Genomic DNA, 19,031 nt, shown 5'->3' with positions numbered 1-19,031 from the left:
CGACCGACCGAACATCGCGGATGTGACTCCCTCGCGAACCGGGCGCGACTGAAAAGGTAGTTGTACCGGAGCGCGCTGACGACGACGTGAACCGATGGTAGACTTCGAGCCCCGCCTCTACGAGGATCTCGCCCCGGACGAGCGTCCGTCGCTCGCGGCGGCGCTGGTCCCGATCGCCGGGATGATCCTCTTTCTCAGCGTCGGCATCGTCGCGTTCGAACTCGACCCGCAGTTCCCGCTGTTCTGGGGGATCGCCTTCACCGGCCTGTTCGCCCGCTACCACCTCGGGCTGTCGTGGGCCGACCTGTACGAGGGCGTCTCGAGCAGCCTGCTGATGGGGATGAAGGTGATCCTCATCATGTTCACCGTCTACGCGCTCATCGCCTCCTGGATCCAGGCCGGGACGATCCCGAGCCTGATGTACTACGGACTGGACCTGTTCACGCCGACGATCTTCCTCCCGGTCTCGGCCGCCCTCGCCGCGGTCGTCTCCTTCGCCGTCGGCTCCTCGTGGACGACCGCCGGCACGCTCGGCGTCGCGCTCATCGGGATCGGGTCCGGGCTCGGCATCCCCGCACCGATGACCGCGGGCGCGATCCTCACGGGGGCCTACACCGGCGACAAGCAGTCGCCGCTGTCGGACACGACGAACCTCGCCGCCGCCGTCACCAACACGGATCTCTACGACCACATCAACGCGATGCGGGCCGGCACGCTCGCCGCGTTCGGCCTGTCGTTCCTGCTGTACGTCGCGCTGGGGCTGCGCGCGTCCGGCGACATCCCCGCCGGCCGCATCGCCGAGATCCAGACGGCGATCGAGGGCACGTACGTCGTCTCCCCGCTCGTGTTCCTTCCCCTCCTCGTCACCTTCGGGCTCGCGATCTACGGGATTCCCGCGCTGCCGACCCTCGGGACGGGCGTGTTCGCGGGCGTGTTCACCGCGATGGCCGTGCAGGGGATCGGCTTCGGGGCGGCGTGGGCCACCGCGCAGTCCGGGACGGCCCCCGAGACGGGGATGGAGCTCGTGAACGAGCTCCTCGCGAGCGGCGGACTGATCGGCGGCGCCTGGATCGTCACGATCGCGATCGCGGCGCTCTCGCTCGGCGGGATGCTCGAACGGGCCGGCGTCCTCGCGGTCCTGGCGCACCATTTGGGCCGGCTCGTTCGCGGCGTCGGGAGCCTGACCGGCGTCACGGCCCTCTCGGCGATCTCGATGAACGCGTTGGCGGCCGAACAGTACGTGAGCATCGTCGTGCCCGGGATGACCCTCGAGAACCTCTACGCCGAGCAGGGCCTGCAGACGACGAACCTCTCGCGCGCGATCGAGGCATCGGGGACCACGACGAGCGCGCTGATCCCCTGGAGCAGCGGCGGCCTGTTTATGGCGGGCACGCTCGGCGTCTCCACGCTGGAATACGCCCCGTTCTACTTCTTCGGCTTCCTCTCGCCGCTCGTCCTGATCGTGATGGGCGTCACCGGCTGGCAGATCGTGTATCTGGAGTAGCCGCGCGGTTCGGTTCCGTTCGAACGCGACGCTCGAACCGACTTTTAAGCGCCTCGGAGCCGTAGCGGGCCCAATGAGCGACGCCGAGTCCGGCTCCGACGGGACCGACGGGACCGACGAGCTCCACGTGATCGACCGCTTCGCCGACGGGCTCGGGTGGATCGCGTACCCGGACGAGCCGATGCAACGCGCGAGCCACGCGGTCACGGTTCCGAACGAGATGGAAGACGGCGGGAACGAGGACCGCCCGGACGTCTGGGTAGTCGATCCGGTCGATCCGCCGGGCGAGGACGGCGCGGATCGACTGGATGCCCTCCTTGCGGACCTCGGCACGGTCGCGGGCGTGGCGTGCTGTCTCGACCGGCACAAACGCGACGCCGCCGCGGTCGCGACGCGCCACGACGTCGCCGTCTGGATCCCCGAGTGGATGACCGGCGTCGAGGACGAACTCGACGCGCCTGTCGAGCGGTTCGGGTCCCGCCTGGCCGACACCGGCTTCGAGGCGATCCGCGTGAGGGACTCCTCGCTCCCGCCCTGGCAGGAGGTCGCCCTCTTCGACGGATCGACCCTGATCGTTCCCGAGGCGGTCGGCACGAACGACCTCTTCCTCGCCGACGGCGAGCGCCTCGGCGTTCATCCGGCGTTGCGCCCGTTCCCGCCGCGGCGACCCCTCGCGGGACTGGATCCGGACCGAGTCCTCGTCGGGCACGGCGCTGGCGTGCACGAGCGGGCCGCGGACGTGCTCGCGGACGCGCTCGCCGGCGCACGGCGGCGTGCGCCCTCGGCGTACCTGAACGCGCTGCGGGCCGTCATCGGATCGTGACGGCAAGCGGTGACCGCCCGCACGCCGCACACGCGTTCCGGAGGGAATTTGGGATCACCGACCGGAGCGTCGGTATGACCGATCGGTTCGGACGTGATCGCGATGGACGGCGAGATGATGTCTGACGGGCCGACGGACGACGAGGCAACCGGTGGTGAGACGACCGATGGGGAGACGACCACCGAGGGGTCCGATCGATCCGAGGCGTCCGTGGGCCGCGATCACGACCCGATCGCGACCTACGACCGGATCGCGGCCCACTTCTCGAAGACGCGCGAGTACGCCTGGCCGGAGGTCGAGTCGTTCCTCGCGAACCGAACCGCGGTCCGGGCGATCGACGTGGGGTGTGGAAACGGTCGCCATACCGAACTCCTCGCCGACCGCGCCGACGCGGCCGTCGGCGTGGACGCGAGCCGGGGTCTGCTCGCCGAGGCTCGCACGCGCGCCGCGGATCGCGGGGTCGACGCGTCGTTCCTGCAGGGCGACGCCGCGACGCTCCCGGTCGCGACCGACGCCGCGGATCTCGGGGTCTACGTGGCGACGGTCCACCACCTGCGACCCCGCCGCCGGCGCGTCCGGAGCCTGAACGAGCTCGCGCGCGTTCTCGCCCCCGAGGGTATCGCGCTCGTGAGCACCTGGAGCACGGCCCACGACCGCTTCGCCGACGTCGATCCGGTCGCCGACGCGGACGTCCGGGCCGTCACGGGCGCGGACGGAACCCCGATCGGGTTCGACACGACCGTCGACTGGACGCTCCCCGGCGGCGAGACGGTGCCGCGCTTTTACCACATTTATACGCCGGACGGCTTCCGGGCCGACCTCGCGGCGAGCGACCTCTCGGTCGAGTCGTTCGAGGTCTCCAGCGGGAACTGTTACGTGACGGTGCGGCCGTCGGACGGGGACGCCCCGAAAGAGTAAGGTCCTTATTCCACCGGCGATTGCGCCTAGACGAGCGCCGGTGGTCTAGCTGGTATGACTTTGGCCTTCCAAGCCAACGACCCGGGTTCAAATCCCGGCCGGCGCATTTCTCGAACGAAGTGAGAGAAATCGCCGAGAGGGATTTGAATCCTGGAAGTCGCAGCCCGCACAGCGAGCGAAGCGAGCGAGCAGGACCGTCTTCCTTCGGTTCAAATCCCGGCCGGCGCACTCCTTCCCGTCGGTCAGTCGTACGCCGGTCGACGTCCCGTTCGCTTCGCTCACGGGACTCCCGGCCGGCGCAGTTCTCGAACGAAGTGAGTGAAATCGTCCTGAGCCGAAGGTTTTTGTTGGAACGTGGGGCACAGTCACCTATGTCCGAGCCCTCCGCGTTCGACTCGACCACCTCCTCCTACGACATTTCCACGGTCGATCTGGATGACGATCGGTACGAGGTCAAACAATCCGCGATCCGGAACAAGTACGTCGTCCGGGACAGTGCCGGCGACGTCGTCCTGCGTGGAAAGCAGAAAATGTTCAAAATGAAGGAGGAGTTCCCGTTCGTTACCGGCACCGACGAGGATGCGTTCACCGTGAAAGCCGGCGGCATCATGGACGTCGCGGGTAACTACGCCATCACGGACGCGGGCACCGGTGAGGAGATCGTCGTCCTCGACGAGGAGTTCTCGCTGTTCGTTGAAAACTGGACGATTCGAGACCCCGAGACCGGGGAACCGCTGGCGACCATTCGGTCGAAAAACAAGCTCCTCTCCGCACTTCGACACCTCGTCTCCATCGCGAATCTCGCCCCGAACAAGTACGAGATCCGCGACGCCGATGGCAACCATGTCGGCGACATCGAGGGACAGTTCTCGCTGCGGGACACGTACACGGTCAGCATCGACGATGCCAGCAACGTCCCGAAAGAAGCGGTGATCGCCGCCGCATGCATCCTCGATGCTCTCGAAAACCAATGACGTCCCGATACGTGCGGGCCCCACGGGTACAGGAACGGTACTGACATCCGCCCCGCCCTGAAGCACGGAGCGGAGGGCAAAGGCTAGGTGGCTGGCCGGAGGCGATGCACGCCGCCGCCGCCGTCACCGCTGCCCAGGACGTACATCTCGCCGCCGTGACGCTGGAACGAGAAGATTCGGCTCAGCTTCCCGGCATCGTCGTCCGCGACGGGAAGCGGCTGGACCGGCCACAACCCCTCGCTTCGGGGCGTTGCGACGAACAGTCGCCCCGTCGCGCGGAGGTCGCCGAACACGAACCGCCCACGAAGTCCGGGCAGCGCTTGGCCGCGGTAGACGTTGCCCGTGATGACCGAGACGCCGCTCACGGCGCCCCCTTCGTGGGGATACTCGACGACCGGCGACAGGAGCGGTTCGCCACCCCTGACGCTCGGCGGCGTGGCGTCGGGACAGCCGTCCGCCTCGTAGCAGTGGGTCCCCTCCCTCACGTTCCACCCGTAATTACCGCCCTTCCGGACCCGATCGATCTCCTCAAACCGGCTCTGACCTACGTCCCCCGCGTAGAGGTCAGCACCGTCGACGGCGAGCCGCCACGGGTTCCGGAATCCCCACGCGAAGTGCTCGTCAAGCCCCGGCTCCCCGACCAACGGGTTATCGTTCGGGATCGCGTAGGCCTGCTCGCCTCGGCTGCCGTCAACGTCGATCCGGAGAATGCTTCCGAGAAGATTGGCGGCCACGTCCTGACCGTTGCCGCCCGGAACCGCGTCGTACCAGTCGGCGACGTGGCCGCGTCCCCGGTCCCCACCTGCGCCACCGTCGCCGACCCCGACGTAGAGGTATCCGTCCGGACCGAAGACGATGGAGCCAGCGTTGTGGTTCGCTTGCGGTTCGGGGATGGTGAGGACGGTTCGTTCGGAACCGGGTCGGACGCCGCGCCCGTCCTCCGTAACCCGGACCTCGGCGAGGACGAAGGTGTGGCTGTATTCCGACGGCGTCCCCTCCCGTGGCGGGGCCGAGTAGCGTACGAACAGCCGGCGATCGGTCTCGAACTCCGGGTGGAGTGCGATGCCGAGAAGGCCCATCTCGTAGCCGGTCACGACCGTCTCGCGCAAGTCCAGCAACGGCTCGGACCGAAGGTCGCCGTTTTCCAGAACGCGGATCAGCCCGCGCTGCTCGGCAACGTACTGGAGGGCGGCGTTCGGGACGATGGCCATATCCAGCGGCACGCGCAAACCGCTCGCAACCGTGTCGAGCCCCACGGTCGAGGGGAGGGCGGGTGCGGCCGTCGTTCCGGTATCCGTGGACGTCCGGTCGGCGGTCGTGGTCGTCCTCGACGAGGGGGCAGTACACCCTGCGAGACCGCCGAACGTGCCCGTTACCGCAGCGAGAAATCGCCGCCGATCCATACGTCAGTATGCTCTCTCGGCTACAAAAAAGCTCCCCGGGTGGAGGAAGATTCGGATTCGGCGAATTCGCTGCACCGCACCGCCGGCCCGATCGATGCCGATTCGGGCCAGCGAACGTGACGATCGTTCCGGGAGACGTCCTTCGGCCGGGAACCCGGTTTCGGTTCACCGGACAGTACTCGGCGGTCGTCCCCGCAGTCGTTTCGGGCGAGATGGGCGGCGATCCGCTCGAGGGGATCCGAACGACCGCCCCTAGCCGACTACGTGCGGATCGCGGCGCGCTGGTCGGGGATGAGGTCCAGCGACGGCTCGACGTCGCCGAGCACCAACAGCGCGTAATACCGGAGATACGTCACGACGGCGGCCTGCACGAGCAGCCAGACCACGAACACCGCCGCGAGGAACACGACGACGAGGAGGGCCAGGATGACCGTGCCGATCGTGGAGGCGAACGTGACGGTGGCGTAGACGACCGCCGCGAGCACGGCCACCGGGAGGAGCAGTCCGATCGCCACCACGCCGGTGACGATCGAGCCGAGCAGGCCGGCCGCGATCCCCAGGAGGCCGGCCACCAGGAGGTACGCGAGGTACTGCTTCCAGGCGACCCGGATCGACGCCCACAGCCGGCGCCAGGCGGCGAGCACGCCGCCGTCGTCGGCGATCATGATCGGGACGACGAAGACGGTGGTGAGCGTGTCAACGATCGCGAACAGGATCCCGAGGAGGATCAGAGCGGCCAGTCCGACCAGGAACGTCGGGAAGGCGATCACCGGGTCGATGACGCCGGCCAGGGAGGCGATGAACAGCCCGACCCAGCCGATGAACAGCGCCGCGATCGGAAGCCCGATCAGGACCCGGAACCCGAACAGACGGAGTCCCTGTCGCCAGCGGTCGCCGATATACTCCCGAAGCGCGACGCGTCGCTGCCGGAGCGACTCGATCAGGACGAACTCCATCGTCGCCCCGATGACGCCGAGCACGATCCAGACCAGGACCACGAGGATGGCCCCAGCGACGAGCAACGGGAGCACGTCATCGGGGATCGACGTCGGGAGGTCCCCGGGCGGCGCCGATGACGGCGGATCCGACGGTCCGGGGATGCTGCTTCCGGCGTTGAACTGTGCGGTCGGGAGTCCGGATCCGCCGCCGACGAAGAACGCGATGAGGGCGAGCTTCAGCCAGCGACCGAGACGTGGGGGGAACAGAAACGATCGAGTCGCCTCGAGGGCGTCGTCGACGTTCTGCAGGGCGTGGAGGGCCATACGTGACGGTACGGTGACATCGACTTAGGCGTTCCGGCAGCGTGATCCGGGCCGGAAAGCGGTCGTGAGAAACGGTGGGAAAGGAACCGTGAGGGACGGCCAGGTCGGGACCGTGAGAGGCGATCGGAAAGGAACCGTGAAGTCGCGCACCGATGATGTGATCAACACTCATATACTTATTAGGACTACCGCCGAAACGATCCGTATGACCGGCCATCTATGATGCCGTCGGACGACCGACTCGAGCTCGCATTGGAGCGGACCGATTCGGTGCTCTTCGAGATCGACGCCGACTCGGGCGCGGTCACCCACGTCGGCGACCTCGAGCACCTCTTCGGAGTCGCCGACGCGACGATCCCGACCTGGGAGTCGTTCCGGGAGCACGTCGTCCACCCGACGGACGTCGACGCCTTCGAGCGGTCGGTCCGGCGGATCCTCTCCGGGGAGATCGACGAGGACTCGATCGAGTACCGGATCCGCGTCGACGGGGAGGTTCGCTGGATCGGGAGCGACGTCTACGCCGAGCCGGACCCGGAGAGCGGCCGGCGGCGAGCCGTCGGGATCGCCCGCGACGTCACCGACCGAAAGGAGCGCGAGCAGTCCCTCGAACGGGTCCGTGACTTCTTCACCGAGGCCGAGCGCCTCGGCGACCTCGGGGCCTGGGAGGTCGGCGCCGACGGAACGGTCGTCTGGACGGCGGGGACGCGCCGGATCCACGGCGTCGAGGACGACTTCGAACCGACGCTCGAGGAGGCGATCGAGTTCTTCCACCCGGCGGACCGTGAGACGGTTCGGTCGGCCGTCGAGACGGCGCTCGAGGCCGGTGACGGCTACGACCTCCGCGCCCGTCTGATCGACGCCGACGGCGAGATCCGGTGGGTCAGAACGCGCGGCGAGGTCGTCGACGACGAGGGCACGATACGCGGCTACATCCAGGACGTCACCGACCAACACGAACGCGAGACGGAACTCCGGCGGGCGACGGCGCAGTTGGAGGCCGCCATCGAGGCGGGCGCCGTGGGAACCTGGGAGTGGGACGTCGAATCGAACGAGATCGTCGCTGGAGCGGCGTTCGCTGACCTCTTCGGGATCGATCCCGAGGCAGCCGCCGCGGGCGTGCCGATCGAGCGGTTCCTCGAGGCGGTCCACGAGAACGACCGGCCGGCCCTCGAGCACGCGGTCGAGGAGGCGCTGAACGACTGCGGCCCGTTCGAGGCGGAGTACCGCGTTCGGAACGCCGACGGCGAGATCCGGTGGGTCGTGGCCCGCGGGCACGTCGAGTGCGACGCGGACGGCACCCCGACGCGGTTCCCGGGCGCGATCACCGACATCACCGACCGGAAGCGGCGCGAGCGGGAGCTGGAGACGCTCTCGGAGTTCCTGCAGGGCCTCTACGACGTGACCACCGATCCCGACTCCAGCTTCGAGGAGAAGATCGACCGCCTGCTCGCGATCGGCTGTGCGGAACTCGACCTTCCGTACGGATTCCTGACGCGGATCGACGCCGCCGAAAGCGCCTCGGCCCTGGGCGACGCGGACGCGGCTGCGGAGGCCGACGAGACGGTGGCTGACGCCGACGGACCGGTCGCGACGACCGACGAAACGATCGTGGCCGCCGACGATGCAACCGTGGACGTCGATGACGTGGTTGCGGGCCCCCCGCCCGACGATCGGCGACAGACGGTCGTCCGTGCTCACGGGACCCATCCGGAGCTGCAGCCGGGCGAGTCGTGTCCGCTCTCGGAGGCGTACTGCCGGAAGACGATCGAGACGCCGGACCTCCTCGCCATCCGCGACGCGGTCGCGTCCGGGTGGGAGGGGGACCCGGCCTACGAGCGCTTCGACCTTGGGTCGTACGTCGGCGGGAAGGTCATCGTCGACGGCGAGCTGTACGGGACGCTCTGTTTCGCCGCGACGAACGCGCGGGACCGCCCCTTCTCGGAGACCGAGCGGTCGATGGTGCGGCTGCTGACGAAGTGGACGAGCTACGAGCTGGAGCGCCGTCGGTCGACCGCGGAGCTTCGCGACCGCAACGAGCGGCTCGAACGCTTCGCGAGCATCGTGAGCCACGACCTCCGGAACCCCCTCAACGTCGCGATCGGCCGGCTCGACCTCGCGATGGAGGCTGACGAATCCGACGCGACCGCGGACGAGGCGGACGGCGACACGGGCGACGATCGGCGGGAGGACGACGATCGGCGGAACCACCTGGCGGCGATCGAGCGCTCGCTCGACCGGATGGACGCGCTCATCACGGACCTCCTGACGCTCGCGCGGCAGGGCGAGGCGATCACCGGGACCGAGTCCGTCGCGCTCGCCGACTGCTGTCGGGACTGCTGGGCCACCGTCGAGACGGCCGCCGCCGACCTGTCGGTCCGGACCGATGCGGTCGTCCGTGCGGACCGGAGTCGGGTCACGCAGCTGCTGGAGAACCTCTTTCGCAACGCGGTCGAACACGGCGGCCGGGACGTGACCATCACGGTCGGAGTGCTGCCGGACGGCGACGGCTTCTACGTCGCCGACGACGGCCCCGGGATCCCCGAAACCGAACGTGACCACGTCTTCGAAGCCGGGCATTCGACGGCGGACGACGGAACCGGATTCGGCCTCTCGATCGTCCGGGAGATCGCGACGGCACACGGCTGGAACGTCCGGGTCGTCGACGCCGACTCCGGCGGCGCGCGGTTCGAGTTCACCGGGGTCGACGTCGAAACGCCGAGGGAGGAGCTGCCGGCCGACGGTGGGTCCGGGCCGGCAGCTCGCGACGGTGAGTCGACGTCCGAGGAGTGACGCGGCGACGGGACCGTCGCTCCGGTCACTCCGAGAACTCGCCCAGCCCGGTCTGGGTCGCACCGCGCCGCCGCTCGTCGGGCACGGTCGTCGCGATGATCTCGTCGACCTCGTCCCGGTTGCTCGCGTCGCTGTTTATCGCCCGCGTCGCGCCCTCGAGGTCGACGTCGAGCCCCGCCTCGAGGTAGCGGTCGGCGGTCACGCCGCTGTTGGAGACGACGACCGAGACCCCGGCGTCGGCCAGCTCCGTGACGAGGTCGATCAACCGCTCCTGGTCCTCGCGGTCGAACCCGTCCGCGCTGTAGTCGGTGAAGTTCGCGGTCGGGCTCATCGGCTCGTAGGGCGGATCGACGTAGACCAGATCGCCCGGTGCCGCGGCCTCCCGGACGTACTCGAAGTCGCGGTTGTGGATCGTCGCCCCCTGTAGCACGCGGCTGGCCTCGCGGATCCGGTCGGCCTGCACCCAGTCGGGGTCGGCGTACCGGCCGATGGGGACGTTGAACCCGCCGTCCGCGTTCTCGCGGTAGAGCCCGTTGTAGCAGGTTCGGTTGAGGTAGGCCAACAGCGCGGCCTCCTCGAGCTCGTCGAACGACTCTCCATAGGGGCGCCTGTTGAACCGGGCGCGCTGCTGGTAGTAGTAGGCGTCGACGGTCGACCCTCGCGGCGTCTCCTCGGCGAACGCCAGGTCGGGGTCGGGGTCGGCCTCCGGGTCGTCGAACGACTCGAGGCGGTCGATCAGCGCCGCCGGCGCGTCCCGGACCTGCTCGTAGAAGTTGACGAGCCGCGGGTTCGTGTCGTTGATCGTCGCGTCCGCGGGCTCGAGGTCGAAGAAGACCGCGCCGCCGCCGAGGAAGGGCTCGTGATACCGGTCGTAGTCGGTCGGGAACCGTCGGTAGATCGCCTCGAGGAGCTGCCGTTTCCCGCCGGCCCACTTCAACACGGGCTTCGCCATTCGTGTTCGCGCGGTACTCCTCGTGCCAAGGTTATAAAGAGCAAGGAGACTCCCCGCGCTTGAGCCGTTGGGTGAATCACCCGAGTCACGCCGCCACGGGGCGAGTCGTGTCACGCCGCCACGGGGCGAGTCGTGTCACGCCACCACGGGGCGAGTCGTGTCGCTCCCCCTACTCCGTCCCCTACCGTGTCTCAAAGATCTGGACGGATGGACAGCGATGGGAAGTACGTCCTGTAGAATCCACCGTCAAAACTGACGAGTGCATCGGCGTCGGCGGTCGCGTGTCCGCCGATGAGGAAATCGGCCGCGATATGCCGTCGATGAGAGAGCTCCCCATCACAGGCTTCGCATCGTACCGCCTGTTTCGTCCCACAGGAGGGACACTGAAGCGTATCCGGCCGTCGATCCGTGTATCGCCGGAAACTCTCCCCGGCCTCGAAGAGAGCGGTCCGTGACGGCTCAACGAGCTGGATGCTGAGATCCTCCAGAAACGAATCCCGTTCGCCAGCCGTGTCGAAGTGACCGTCCGCCGAGAGCTCGGCGTAGACGATCGGCGTGGTGACGACTCGTCCCTGCTGATAGGCGCGCCGGAGGGCAGCTTCACTCGCATCCGCGTGCGTATCTTCATATAGAAGTGCGAGAAGCGCGTTCGTATCGACCGCCGTCGTCACGCCTCGGCCCCCGAATCGCCGTCATCCTCCGTCTCCTCCCCCACGTCACGTGGATACTCGCCTCTGAGCCGTCGCATTCGCTCGGGCATCGTTTCCTCGACGGCCGCGCTCCCGCGGTATTTCTCGAAGGGATCGTCACCGTCCGCCGTCGTGGGTTCCTCCTTTCGCAGCTCGTAGCCGGATTCGGTCCGCTCGAATTCGACCGCATCCCCGGGTTCGATCCCGAGCGCCTCCCGGATCTCCTTCGGAATCGTGACTTGGCCCTTGGTCGTGACGCGTGGCATCGTTCTCACACACGACTACGGAGTAATACCTCAAATGTATTACGGAGATATCATTACTAATGGTCGAGAGCACGTCGTCCTCGCTATTGACGATGAACACCGGTCCGGGAGACTGCCCCACGGCCGTACCGTTTTGTACGAGCGCGCCCCACGCCGAAGCGTGGTTCCAGACGCCGAGTTCGGCTACGAGCTGCTCGTCTGCCGGTGGGCCGAGCTGGCCTGGCGTCCCGACGGCGACCCGACGCCCGCGATCGTCGGCCGCCAGGTGGGCACACGTCGGCGCCGGTGGGACACCGTCGTCGTCGAGGTGGACCCCGACGGCCTCCGCCGGCGCCGGGCCTTCGGCGATCGGGAGATCGACCGCGAGCTGCTCGGGATCGTCCGCGAAGCGCCGGCCGACTGGGAGTGGTACCGCGACGCGCTTCCCGAACCGGACTATCCCTGGCGATACGTTCGCGAGGCGGTCCACCGGGCTGCCGACCGCGGGCTGATCGACGAGCGTACGAGCGCGGACGCGGGCGGCCGGATCGAGATCCGACGCACGCGGTCGTATCCCGACTGGGTCCGCCGGATCGTCGCGATCGAGAACAAGCCGGACCTCGACGCGAGCGCCGCCGCGGCGCTTGCCGACCAGCTCGAGTACGACGTCGACGCCGGGCTCCTCGACGAGACCTGGCTCGCGACCGAGGCGACCGACTCGCGGCTCGAACCGGCCCTCAGACGCGAGATCCCGATCGAGGCCGGCATCGTCCTGACCGACTTCGAGACGGGCGTGGACCCCGAGTCGGGGACGGTCGCGTGGCTCCCGAGCGATCTCCGGACCGCCGCCGCGACCGGTCCGGACCGCGAAACCCGCCGGCTCGTTCTGGCCGAGCGCGTCTACGGCAGGGGCTGGCGCTCGTTCCACGACACGATGCGACCCGACTGTCGCCACTTCCGCCTGGCCCACACGGGCGAGGCGATGCTTCCCCACTGCGCCGCGAAGGGTCGGTGTCCGACCGCCCGCGAGTGTTCGAGCTCGTGTCCCTCCGTGTCGCCGGAGCCGCCCGCCTGGCGAACACGGGGGTGGCCGATCGAGGGCGGTCCCGGAAAGGGGATCACGCGTTTGCTCGAACGCCGGCGTGATCGGGCGCGGTATCGGACGCTTCGGCGGTGAACTTCGGCGTCGGGAGTCGCCTCCCTTATAAATACGGTCCCGATCGACGACGCGGCGACGCCACCCTCGCGTGTCGCCCTACGCAAGCGCCGCGGCGACCTTCTCGATCGGGTGCGGCGGCTCGCCGTCGGTCTCGACGTCGAGGTGGTCGAGCTGCGACCGACAGGAGGCGCCGGGCGCGACCACGGTCTCGCCGCTGCTGCCGTCGACCTGATCTGCCAGGATGGCGCCGATCGACTCGCTCATCGAGAGGTGCTCGGCCTCGTAGCCGAACGAGCCGGCCATCCCGCAGCAGGTCGAATCGAGGGGGTCGACCGCGTAGCCGGCCCGCCGGAGCACGCCGACGGCGTGGTGGTCCTTCGTCGTCGATTTCTGGTGACAGTGGCCGTGATACGCCAGCGACTCGGCGGGCGCGTCGAACGCGAGGTCCGCGTCGAGCCGGTGGGCGTCGATGAACTCGCAGACGCCGTAGGCGTTCTCGGCGACGCGGACGACGTCCTCGTCGTCGCTGCCGAGGATGTCGAGATAGTCCGACTGGAGCATCACGGCGTCGGAGGGCTCGACGCTCACGACGTGCCAGCCCTCGGCCACTTTCGGGGCGACCTCCGCGACCGTTCCGCGGGCGGTCTCGCGCGCGCGGTCGATGAATCCCTTCGAGTAGGCCGGCCGCCCGCTCCCGTCGACGTCCGGGATCGCGACGTGGCAGTCGGCGGCCTCGAGCACCCGGATCGCCGCCTTGCCGGCCGCGGGGTGCATGTAGGTGGTGTAGACGTCGGGCAGCAGGAGGACGCGGTGGGCGGCCTCCTCGGGGGGAACCGCGGCGCCGCCGCGGGCCTCGAACCAGTCGATCAGGCTCTCCGACCGGAACTGCGGGAGGTCGCGCTCGGCGGCGATCCCCACCGTCTTCTCCATCGCCCAGCCGGCGCCCGGTAGCTTCGGGAGCGCGTTCGCGATCGGCGCGAGCGTCGACCCGAGCGGCGCGAGCGACTCGATGCTCGCGAACAGTCGGTCCCGAAGGCTCGAGCCGTGCTCCTGATGGCGCGCGTGGGTCACCTCGGCTTTCAGCTTGGCCATATCGACCTCGCTCGGGCAGTCCTTCGAGCAGCCCTTACAGCCGATACACAGGTCGAGAACCTCGGTCGCGAACTCGTCGTCGGTCGGGTCATCGGGGAGGTCGCCGGACATCGCCTGCCGCAGCATGTTCGCCCGGCCGCGGGTCGCCTGGATCTCCTCCTCGGCCGCCCGATAGGTCGGACACATCACGCCGCCGGTCGTCTCCTGGGGGCCGCGACAGCCGCCGCAGCCGTGACAGAGCTCGACCATTCCCTGCATCCCGTTCTCGTTGGTCCACTCGAGGGCGGAGTCGAAGCCGGCCTCGAAGTCGTAGTCGGCGTCGAACCGGAGATGCTCGGTCATGTCGACGTCGCCGCAGACCTGGCCGGGGTTCAACAGCCAGTCCGGGTCGAAGGCGGTCTTCAGCTCGCGGAACGACCGCCAGAGGTCCTCGCCGTACAGCTTGCGGTTCCACTGGGTCCGGGCGCGTCCGTCGCCGTGCTCGCCGGAGATGGACCCGCCCAGGCTCACGACGAGGTCCGAGACGTCGTCGGCCAGCGACTCCATCGTCTCGATGCCCTCGACGGTCTTGGTGTTCACGAGCGGGCGGACGTGGAGCACGCCCGGCCCGGCGTGGGCGTAGAAGGCCGCGAAGGTGTCGTGGTCCTCGAGGATCTCCTGGAACCCGCGGGTGTATTCGGGGAGGTGCTCCGGCGGGATCGCGCAGTCCTCGATGAACGAGATGTGCTTCGCGTCGGAGGTCCGACCCAGCAGGATCGGCAGGCCGGCCTTGCGCATCTTCCAGAACCGATCGCGCGTCTCCCGGTCGTGGGCCTCCATCGCCGTCAACGCGTGGCGTGTCGCCCCGGTGACTGACGCCGCCCCCTCGCTCGGGTCGGCCTCCGAGTCGCCGTCCGGAACGCGGTCGGCGATCAGGTCGGCGACCTTTCGTCGGCCCTGGTCGTCGTCCTCGGCGTAGAACTCCACGAGCAGCGCGGCGTTGGTCCCCTCGGGCAACATCCCGACGACCTCGCCGAACTCCTCGGTGTCGCCGGCCAGCTCCAAGAAGACGTCGTCCATCACCTCGACGGCGGCCGGATCGTGTGCGAGGATCGGGTCGACGTCCTCCATCGCGTCGACCAGGTCGCCGTAGGTCAACAGCGCGACCGCCTTCGTCTCCGGGCTCTCCTCGAGGGAGACGGTGGCCCGCGTCACGACCGCGAGCGTTCCCTCGCTGCCCGCCAGCAGCCGCCCGAGGTTGACGGTTCCAGCCTCGCCGTACTCGCCGCGATACTCCGCGAGCAGGCGGTCCAGGTTGTAGCCGGAGACGTTCCGCTTCAGCTCGGGATACCGGTCGTCGATCGCGTCGGCCTCCGAGTCGAGTATCCGGACGACCGCCGCGGCGATCCGGGCCTCGAGATCGACGTCGTCGCGCTCGGCCCCGTCGGCTGCTCCTGCGGGCTCATCGGCCGCTCCCGCCGCCCCGGCGACCGTCCCCGTCGCCGTTTCCGGGGGCTTGCCCTCGATCGCCGCCTCGAGGTCGAGCTCGGCCTCCAGATCCACTCCCGCGGCGCGCTCGCGGAGGGTCTCGACGTCCACCTCGCCGAACGTCGTCACGGTGCCGTCGGCCAGCACCACCTCGAGCTCCTCGACGTAGTGGTCGGTCTTGCCGTAGACGAGCGAGTGCGACCCGGTCGAGTTGTTGCCGATCGCGCCGCCGACGGCCGACTTGTCGCGCCAGGCGGGGTCGGGGGCGAACTTCAGGCCGTCGTCCTCGAGCGCCCGGTTGAGGTCGCCGACGTACGCGCCCGCGTCGACGGTCGCGGTCCGCGCGTCCGGGTCGATCTCGTGGACGTCGTCCATGAACCGCGAGAAGTCGAGCACGACCGCCTCGTTGACCGTCTGCCCCGCCAGGGAGGTGCCGCCGCCCCGGGGGAGCACCGGGATGCCCTCCTCGAAACAGTGGGCGGCCACGCGGGAGACGTCGTCGGTCGATCGCGGGAAGACGACGCCGATCGGGGTGACCTCGTAGGCCGACGCGTCGGTGGCGTACAGCTGGCGGGTGTAGGTGTCGAAGCGCACCTCGCCGTCGACGCGCTCGGAGAGCGCCGCCAAAAGCTCCGGCCGCTCGACGTCCCCGCCCTGATAGTCGAAGTCCGCGTCGACGAGGGGATCCGTGTCATTCGGTGTGATCGCACTCGCGCGTTTGCTCATACCTCCCGGTGGGACGCCCCGCGTATAAAGGATAGTTGACTCGCGCCGGTTTCGCCGCTTTCCGCCGACCGCCGCCGCGAGGCGGCGAAACGGCGACGGCGTCCCGGTGCCATCCCGATCGTGACCATTTAACACACCTCCCGTCAAGGGTGGCGTATGTCGACCGAAACGACGTTCCTCGAGTCGCTGTCCGAACTCGACGTCGAGGTCACCCGGACGACCCCCGAGTCGTGTGCGGACGCCATCGACGACGCGACCGTGGGGGAGGCGATCGGGGTGCCGCTTCCGGACGGACTCGCGCTCCCGCCGGCGGTGACCGACCGACCCACCAACGGCGATCTCGAGACCGCCGACACCGGAGTCACGCCGGCGGTCCTCGGGATCGCCGAGACCGGTAGCGTCCATCTCGAGAGCGACCGGGCCGGCACCGAGCTCGTGAGCCTCTACCCGCGGCGGCACGTCGCCGTCCTCCGCGTCGCGGACCTGGTGCCGGACGTCGCGACGGCGATCGACCGCCTCGGTCCCGACCTCCGAGCGGGCGGGTCCGGAGTGATCGCGACCGGTCCGAGCGCGACCGCCGATATGGGAAGCCTGGTGGTCGGCGCGCACGGTCCCAGCGAGGTTCACGTGGTCCTCGTGGAGGCGGGGCAATGAGCCGGGCCGACGATGCCGAGCGGAACGCGGGAACCTCCCGTTCGGATCGCCCCAAGCGCTCCAAGGGCGCCGAGCGCTCCGAACGGGCCGAACGGATCCGGCAGGTGATGCGCGAGGAGGGCGACGCGATCGCCCGCAACGCCCGCGAGCACGACGCGGGCCGCAAGGCCGCCACCGAGGACCTTCCCGAGTACGAGGCCCTCAGGGAGCGCGCCCGCGAGACGAAGGAGGACGCGATCGAGAACCTCCCCGAGCTCGTCGAACGGCTCCGCGAGAGCGTCGAGGCGAACGGCGGCCACCTCTACGTCGCCGACGACGCGGCCGACGCCAACCGCTACATCGTCGAGGCGGTCGGCGACGCCGAGACCGTCGTCAAGTCGAAGTCGATGACGACCGAGGAGATCGAGGTCAACGACGCGCTCGCGGCCGCCGGGGTCGAGCCGGTCGAGACCGACCTCGGCGAGTGGGTGATCCAGCTCGCCGACGAGTCGCCCTCCCACCTCATCGGGCCGGCGATCCATAAGCGTCGCGAGGAGATCGTCGAGCTGTTCGCCGAGGAGTTCGATCTCGCGGACCCGCCGGAGACGGCCGCGGAGCTGACGGCGTTCGCCCGCGAAAGGCTCGGCGAGCGGATCCGCGAGGCGGACGTCGGAATGACCGGCGCGAACTTCGTCGTCGCCGAGTCGGGCACCATCGCCCTCGTCACCAACGAGGGGAACGCGCGGAAGGTCGCGGCGACCCCGGACACCCACGTCGCGGTCTCCGGCGTCGAGAAGATCGTCCCGACCGTCGCGGACCTCGAGCCGTTCGTGAACCTGCTCTCGCGGTCGGGCACCGGCCAGGACCTCACGGCGTACACCTCGCTTCTGACCCCGCCGGTCGAATCGCCCGTGCCCGACTTCGATGCTCCGGACGAGCCCCTTTCGGACATCGATGGTTCCGGGACGGCCGCGTCCCCCGACCGCGAGTTCCATCTGGTGCTGATCGACAACGGCCGGCTGGCGATGCGCGAGGACGAGGACCTCCGCGAGACGCTCTACTGCATCCGGTGTGGCGCCTGCGCCAACTCCTGCGGCAACTTCCGGAGCGTCGGCGGACACGTCTTCGGCGGCGAGACCTACACCGGCGGGATCGCCGGCGGCTGGGAGGCCGGGATCGAAGGACTCGACGTCGCGGCCGAGTTCAACGACCTCTGTACCGGCTGTTCCCGGTGCGTCCCCGCCTGCCCGGTGAAGATCGACATCCCGTGGATCAACACGGTCGTTCGGGACCGCATCAACCGTCGGGCGGCCGAGGGGAGCGACTTCGCGTTCCTGCCCGACGGGCTGGCGCCGGACGCGGAGCCGGCGGGGCTGGACCTCGGCAGGCGGTTCGTTGGCGACTTCGCCACGCTCGCGAAGTGGGGCCACCGGACCGCACCGCTTGCCAACCGGCTCTCGAACGCCGGACCGGTTCGAGCCGCGCTCGAGCGCGTCGTCGGGATCGACCGGCGGCGCGACCTCCCCGAGTTCGCGAGCGAGAGCCTCGTGGAGTGGTTCGACCGCCGCGGCGGTTCCCGGGTGTCGCTCGCCGAGGCCGACCGCGACGCGATCGTCTACCCGGACACCTACACCAACTACGTGGACGTCGAGCGCGGCAAGGCGGCGGTCCGGACGCTGGAGGCGCTCGGCGTCCACGTGCGGGTTCCGTCCCTCCCGCCGAGCGGCCGGCCGCCGCTCTCACAGGGGATGGTCGCGACCGCCGAGGAGCGCGCCCACGACCTGTACGCCGCCCTCGCGGAGCACGTCGACGCCGGGCGCGACGTCGTGGTCGTGGAGCCGAGCGACCTCGCGATGATCCGCTCGGAGTACGAGCGGTTCCTCGAACCCGACTCCTTCGAACGGCTCGCCGGAACGAGCTACGAGGTCCTCGAGTACGTCTACGGCCTGCTCGAGAACGGGGCATCGATCGACGCGCTGGCCCACGGTGACGACGCGACGCGGAACGGCGAGCTGGCGTACCATCCGCACTGCCAGGCGCGCACGCTCGATCTCGAGGAGTACACGCTCGCGGTGCTCGAGCGCGCCGGGTACGACGTCCGCACCTCCGACACCGAGTGTTGCGGAATGGCCGGCTCGTTCGGGTACAAGGCGGAGTATTACGAACTGAGCATCGACGTCGGCGAGCCCCTCGTCGAGGACTTCGGCGGGACCGACCGGACGCTGGTCGCCTCGGGGACCTCCTGTGGCGAACAGCTCGACGCCCTGCTCGACCGCCCTGCACGACATCCGGTCGAGCTGATCGCGCCGCCGGAGTCGGCGAGCCGGGAGCGCAGGGATCGCGGGCGGTGAAGTACCTCGGGGACAAGCCCCGAGGCACTTTCGCTGTATCTCG

The 19,031-nt window shown here is 69.2% G+C and carries 14 protein-coding genes and 1 tRNA gene; 9 read left to right on the top strand and 6 right to left on the bottom strand.

What is annotated here, in order from left to right:
- Positions 1 to 94: 94 nt before the first annotated feature.
- The 5 genes from arcD to BLV25_RS06945 all read left to right on the top strand — a co-directional run bounded on the left by arcD (position 95) and on the right by BLV25_RS06945 (position 4,219).
- Positions 95 to 1,504, top strand: coding sequence for an arginine/ornithine antiporter ArcD (gene arcD, locus BLV25_RS06965; RefSeq protein WP_092731724.1), 1,410 nt, complete (start codon positions 95 to 97; stop codon positions 1,502 to 1,504).
- A 73-nt stretch (positions 1,505 to 1,577) separates the two neighbouring features.
- Positions 1,578 to 2,327: a hypothetical protein gene (locus BLV25_RS06960; protein WP_092731721.1), complete on the top strand. Its 750-nt coding sequence runs from the start codon at positions 1,578 to 1,580 to the stop codon at positions 2,325 to 2,327.
- Positions 2,328 to 2,441: 114 nt separating this feature from the next.
- Positions 2,442 to 3,245, top strand: coding sequence for a class I SAM-dependent methyltransferase (locus BLV25_RS06955; protein ID WP_394327116.1), 804 nt, complete (start codon positions 2,442 to 2,444; stop codon positions 3,243 to 3,245).
- Between the two features lie 34 nt (positions 3,246 to 3,279).
- Positions 3,280 to 3,351: transfer RNA gene (locus BLV25_RS06950), tRNA-Gly, on the top strand.
- A 265-nt stretch (positions 3,352 to 3,616) separates the two neighbouring features.
- The gene (locus BLV25_RS06945; RefSeq protein WP_021074079.1) at positions 3,617 to 4,219 is read left to right on the top strand and encodes an LURP-one-related/scramblase family protein; all 603 of its coding nucleotides are present in this window, start codon (positions 3,617 to 3,619) and stop codon (positions 4,217 to 4,219) included.
- Between the two features lie 83 nt (positions 4,220 to 4,302).
- Here BLV25_RS06945 and BLV25_RS06940 read toward each other — a convergent pair whose 3' ends face one another.
- Together BLV25_RS06940 and BLV25_RS06935 are read right to left on the bottom strand one after the other, a co-directional pair.
- Entirely contained in the window at positions 4,303 to 5,622 is a 1,320-nt protein-coding gene (locus BLV25_RS06940) for a PQQ-dependent sugar dehydrogenase (RefSeq protein ID WP_092731718.1), read from the bottom strand.
- A gap of 260 nt (positions 5,623 to 5,882) precedes the next feature.
- On the bottom strand, positions 5,883 to 6,884 hold the full coding sequence (locus BLV25_RS06935) for a DUF7544 domain-containing protein (protein ID WP_021074077.1): 1,002 nt from the start codon (positions 6,882 to 6,884) through the stop codon (positions 5,883 to 5,885).
- Between the two features lie 222 nt (positions 6,885 to 7,106).
- Here BLV25_RS06935 and BLV25_RS06930 point away from each other — a divergent pair, with 222 nt between their 5' ends.
- Positions 7,107 to 9,674 carry a sensor histidine kinase gene (locus tag BLV25_RS06930; protein ID WP_176819445.1) on the top strand — a complete coding sequence of 856 codons (2,568 nt, stop codon included), beginning with the start codon at positions 7,107 to 7,109 and terminating at the stop codon, positions 9,672 to 9,674.
- 25 nt (positions 9,675 to 9,699) lie between these two features.
- Here the strand turns inward: BLV25_RS06930 and BLV25_RS06925 are convergent, their stop codons facing one another.
- From BLV25_RS06925 to BLV25_RS06915, 3 genes are all read right to left on the bottom strand, one after another.
- On the bottom strand, positions 9,700 to 10,626 hold the full coding sequence (locus BLV25_RS06925; RefSeq protein ID WP_092731712.1) for a DNA adenine methylase: 927 nt from the start codon (positions 10,624 to 10,626) through the stop codon (positions 9,700 to 9,702).
- Positions 10,627 to 10,817: 191 nt separating this feature from the next.
- Positions 10,818 to 11,297 carry a type II toxin-antitoxin system VapC family toxin gene (locus BLV25_RS06920; RefSeq protein ID WP_092731709.1) on the bottom strand — a complete coding sequence of 160 codons (480 nt, stop codon included), beginning with the start codon at positions 11,295 to 11,297 and terminating at the stop codon, positions 10,818 to 10,820.
- Complete coding sequence (locus BLV25_RS06915; RefSeq protein ID WP_021074073.1) at positions 11,294 to 11,581, bottom strand: AbrB/MazE/SpoVT family DNA-binding domain-containing protein; 288 nt, start codon at positions 11,579 to 11,581, stop codon at positions 11,294 to 11,296. Before BLV25_RS06915 ends, BLV25_RS06920 begins: the two co-directional genes overlap by 4 nt.
- Before the next feature lie 160 nt (positions 11,582 to 11,741).
- Between BLV25_RS06915 and BLV25_RS06910 the strand changes: the two genes are divergently transcribed.
- A complete protein-coding gene (locus tag BLV25_RS06910; RefSeq protein WP_092731706.1) occupies positions 11,742 to 12,737 on the top strand; it encodes a DUF5787 family protein in 996 nt (331 codons plus the stop codon).
- Between the two features lie 78 nt (positions 12,738 to 12,815).
- Here the strand turns inward: BLV25_RS06910 and BLV25_RS06905 are convergent, their stop codons facing one another.
- On the bottom strand, positions 12,816 to 16,004 hold the full coding sequence (locus BLV25_RS06905; RefSeq protein WP_092731703.1) for an FAD-binding and (Fe-S)-binding domain-containing protein: 3,189 nt from the start codon (positions 16,002 to 16,004) through the stop codon (positions 12,816 to 12,818).
- A gap of 156 nt (positions 16,005 to 16,160) precedes the next feature.
- On the opposite strand from BLV25_RS06905, the gene BLV25_RS06900 reads away from it, so the two are divergent.
- Together BLV25_RS06900 and BLV25_RS06895 are read left to right on the top strand one after the other, a co-directional pair.
- Positions 16,161 to 16,658 (top strand): LutC/YkgG family protein, encoded by a 498-nt coding sequence (locus BLV25_RS06900; RefSeq protein WP_092731700.1) that lies wholly within the window; start codon positions 16,161 to 16,163, stop codon positions 16,656 to 16,658.
- Positions 16,655 to 18,988, top strand: a complete 2,334-nt coding sequence (locus tag BLV25_RS06895) for an LUD domain-containing protein (RefSeq protein WP_092731697.1) — start codon at positions 16,655 to 16,657, stop codon at positions 18,986 to 18,988. The genes BLV25_RS06900 and BLV25_RS06895 overlap by 4 nt, the downstream gene beginning before the upstream one ends.
- Positions 18,989 to 19,031 lie beyond the last annotated feature (43 nt).

The sequence above is a fragment of the Halopenitus persicus genome (genome assembly GCF_900107205.1).
GTDB lineage: Archaea > Halobacteriota > Halobacteria > Halobacteriales > Haloferacaceae > Halopenitus > Halopenitus persicus.
This window is presented reverse-complemented; position numbering and strand designations above follow the sequence as displayed.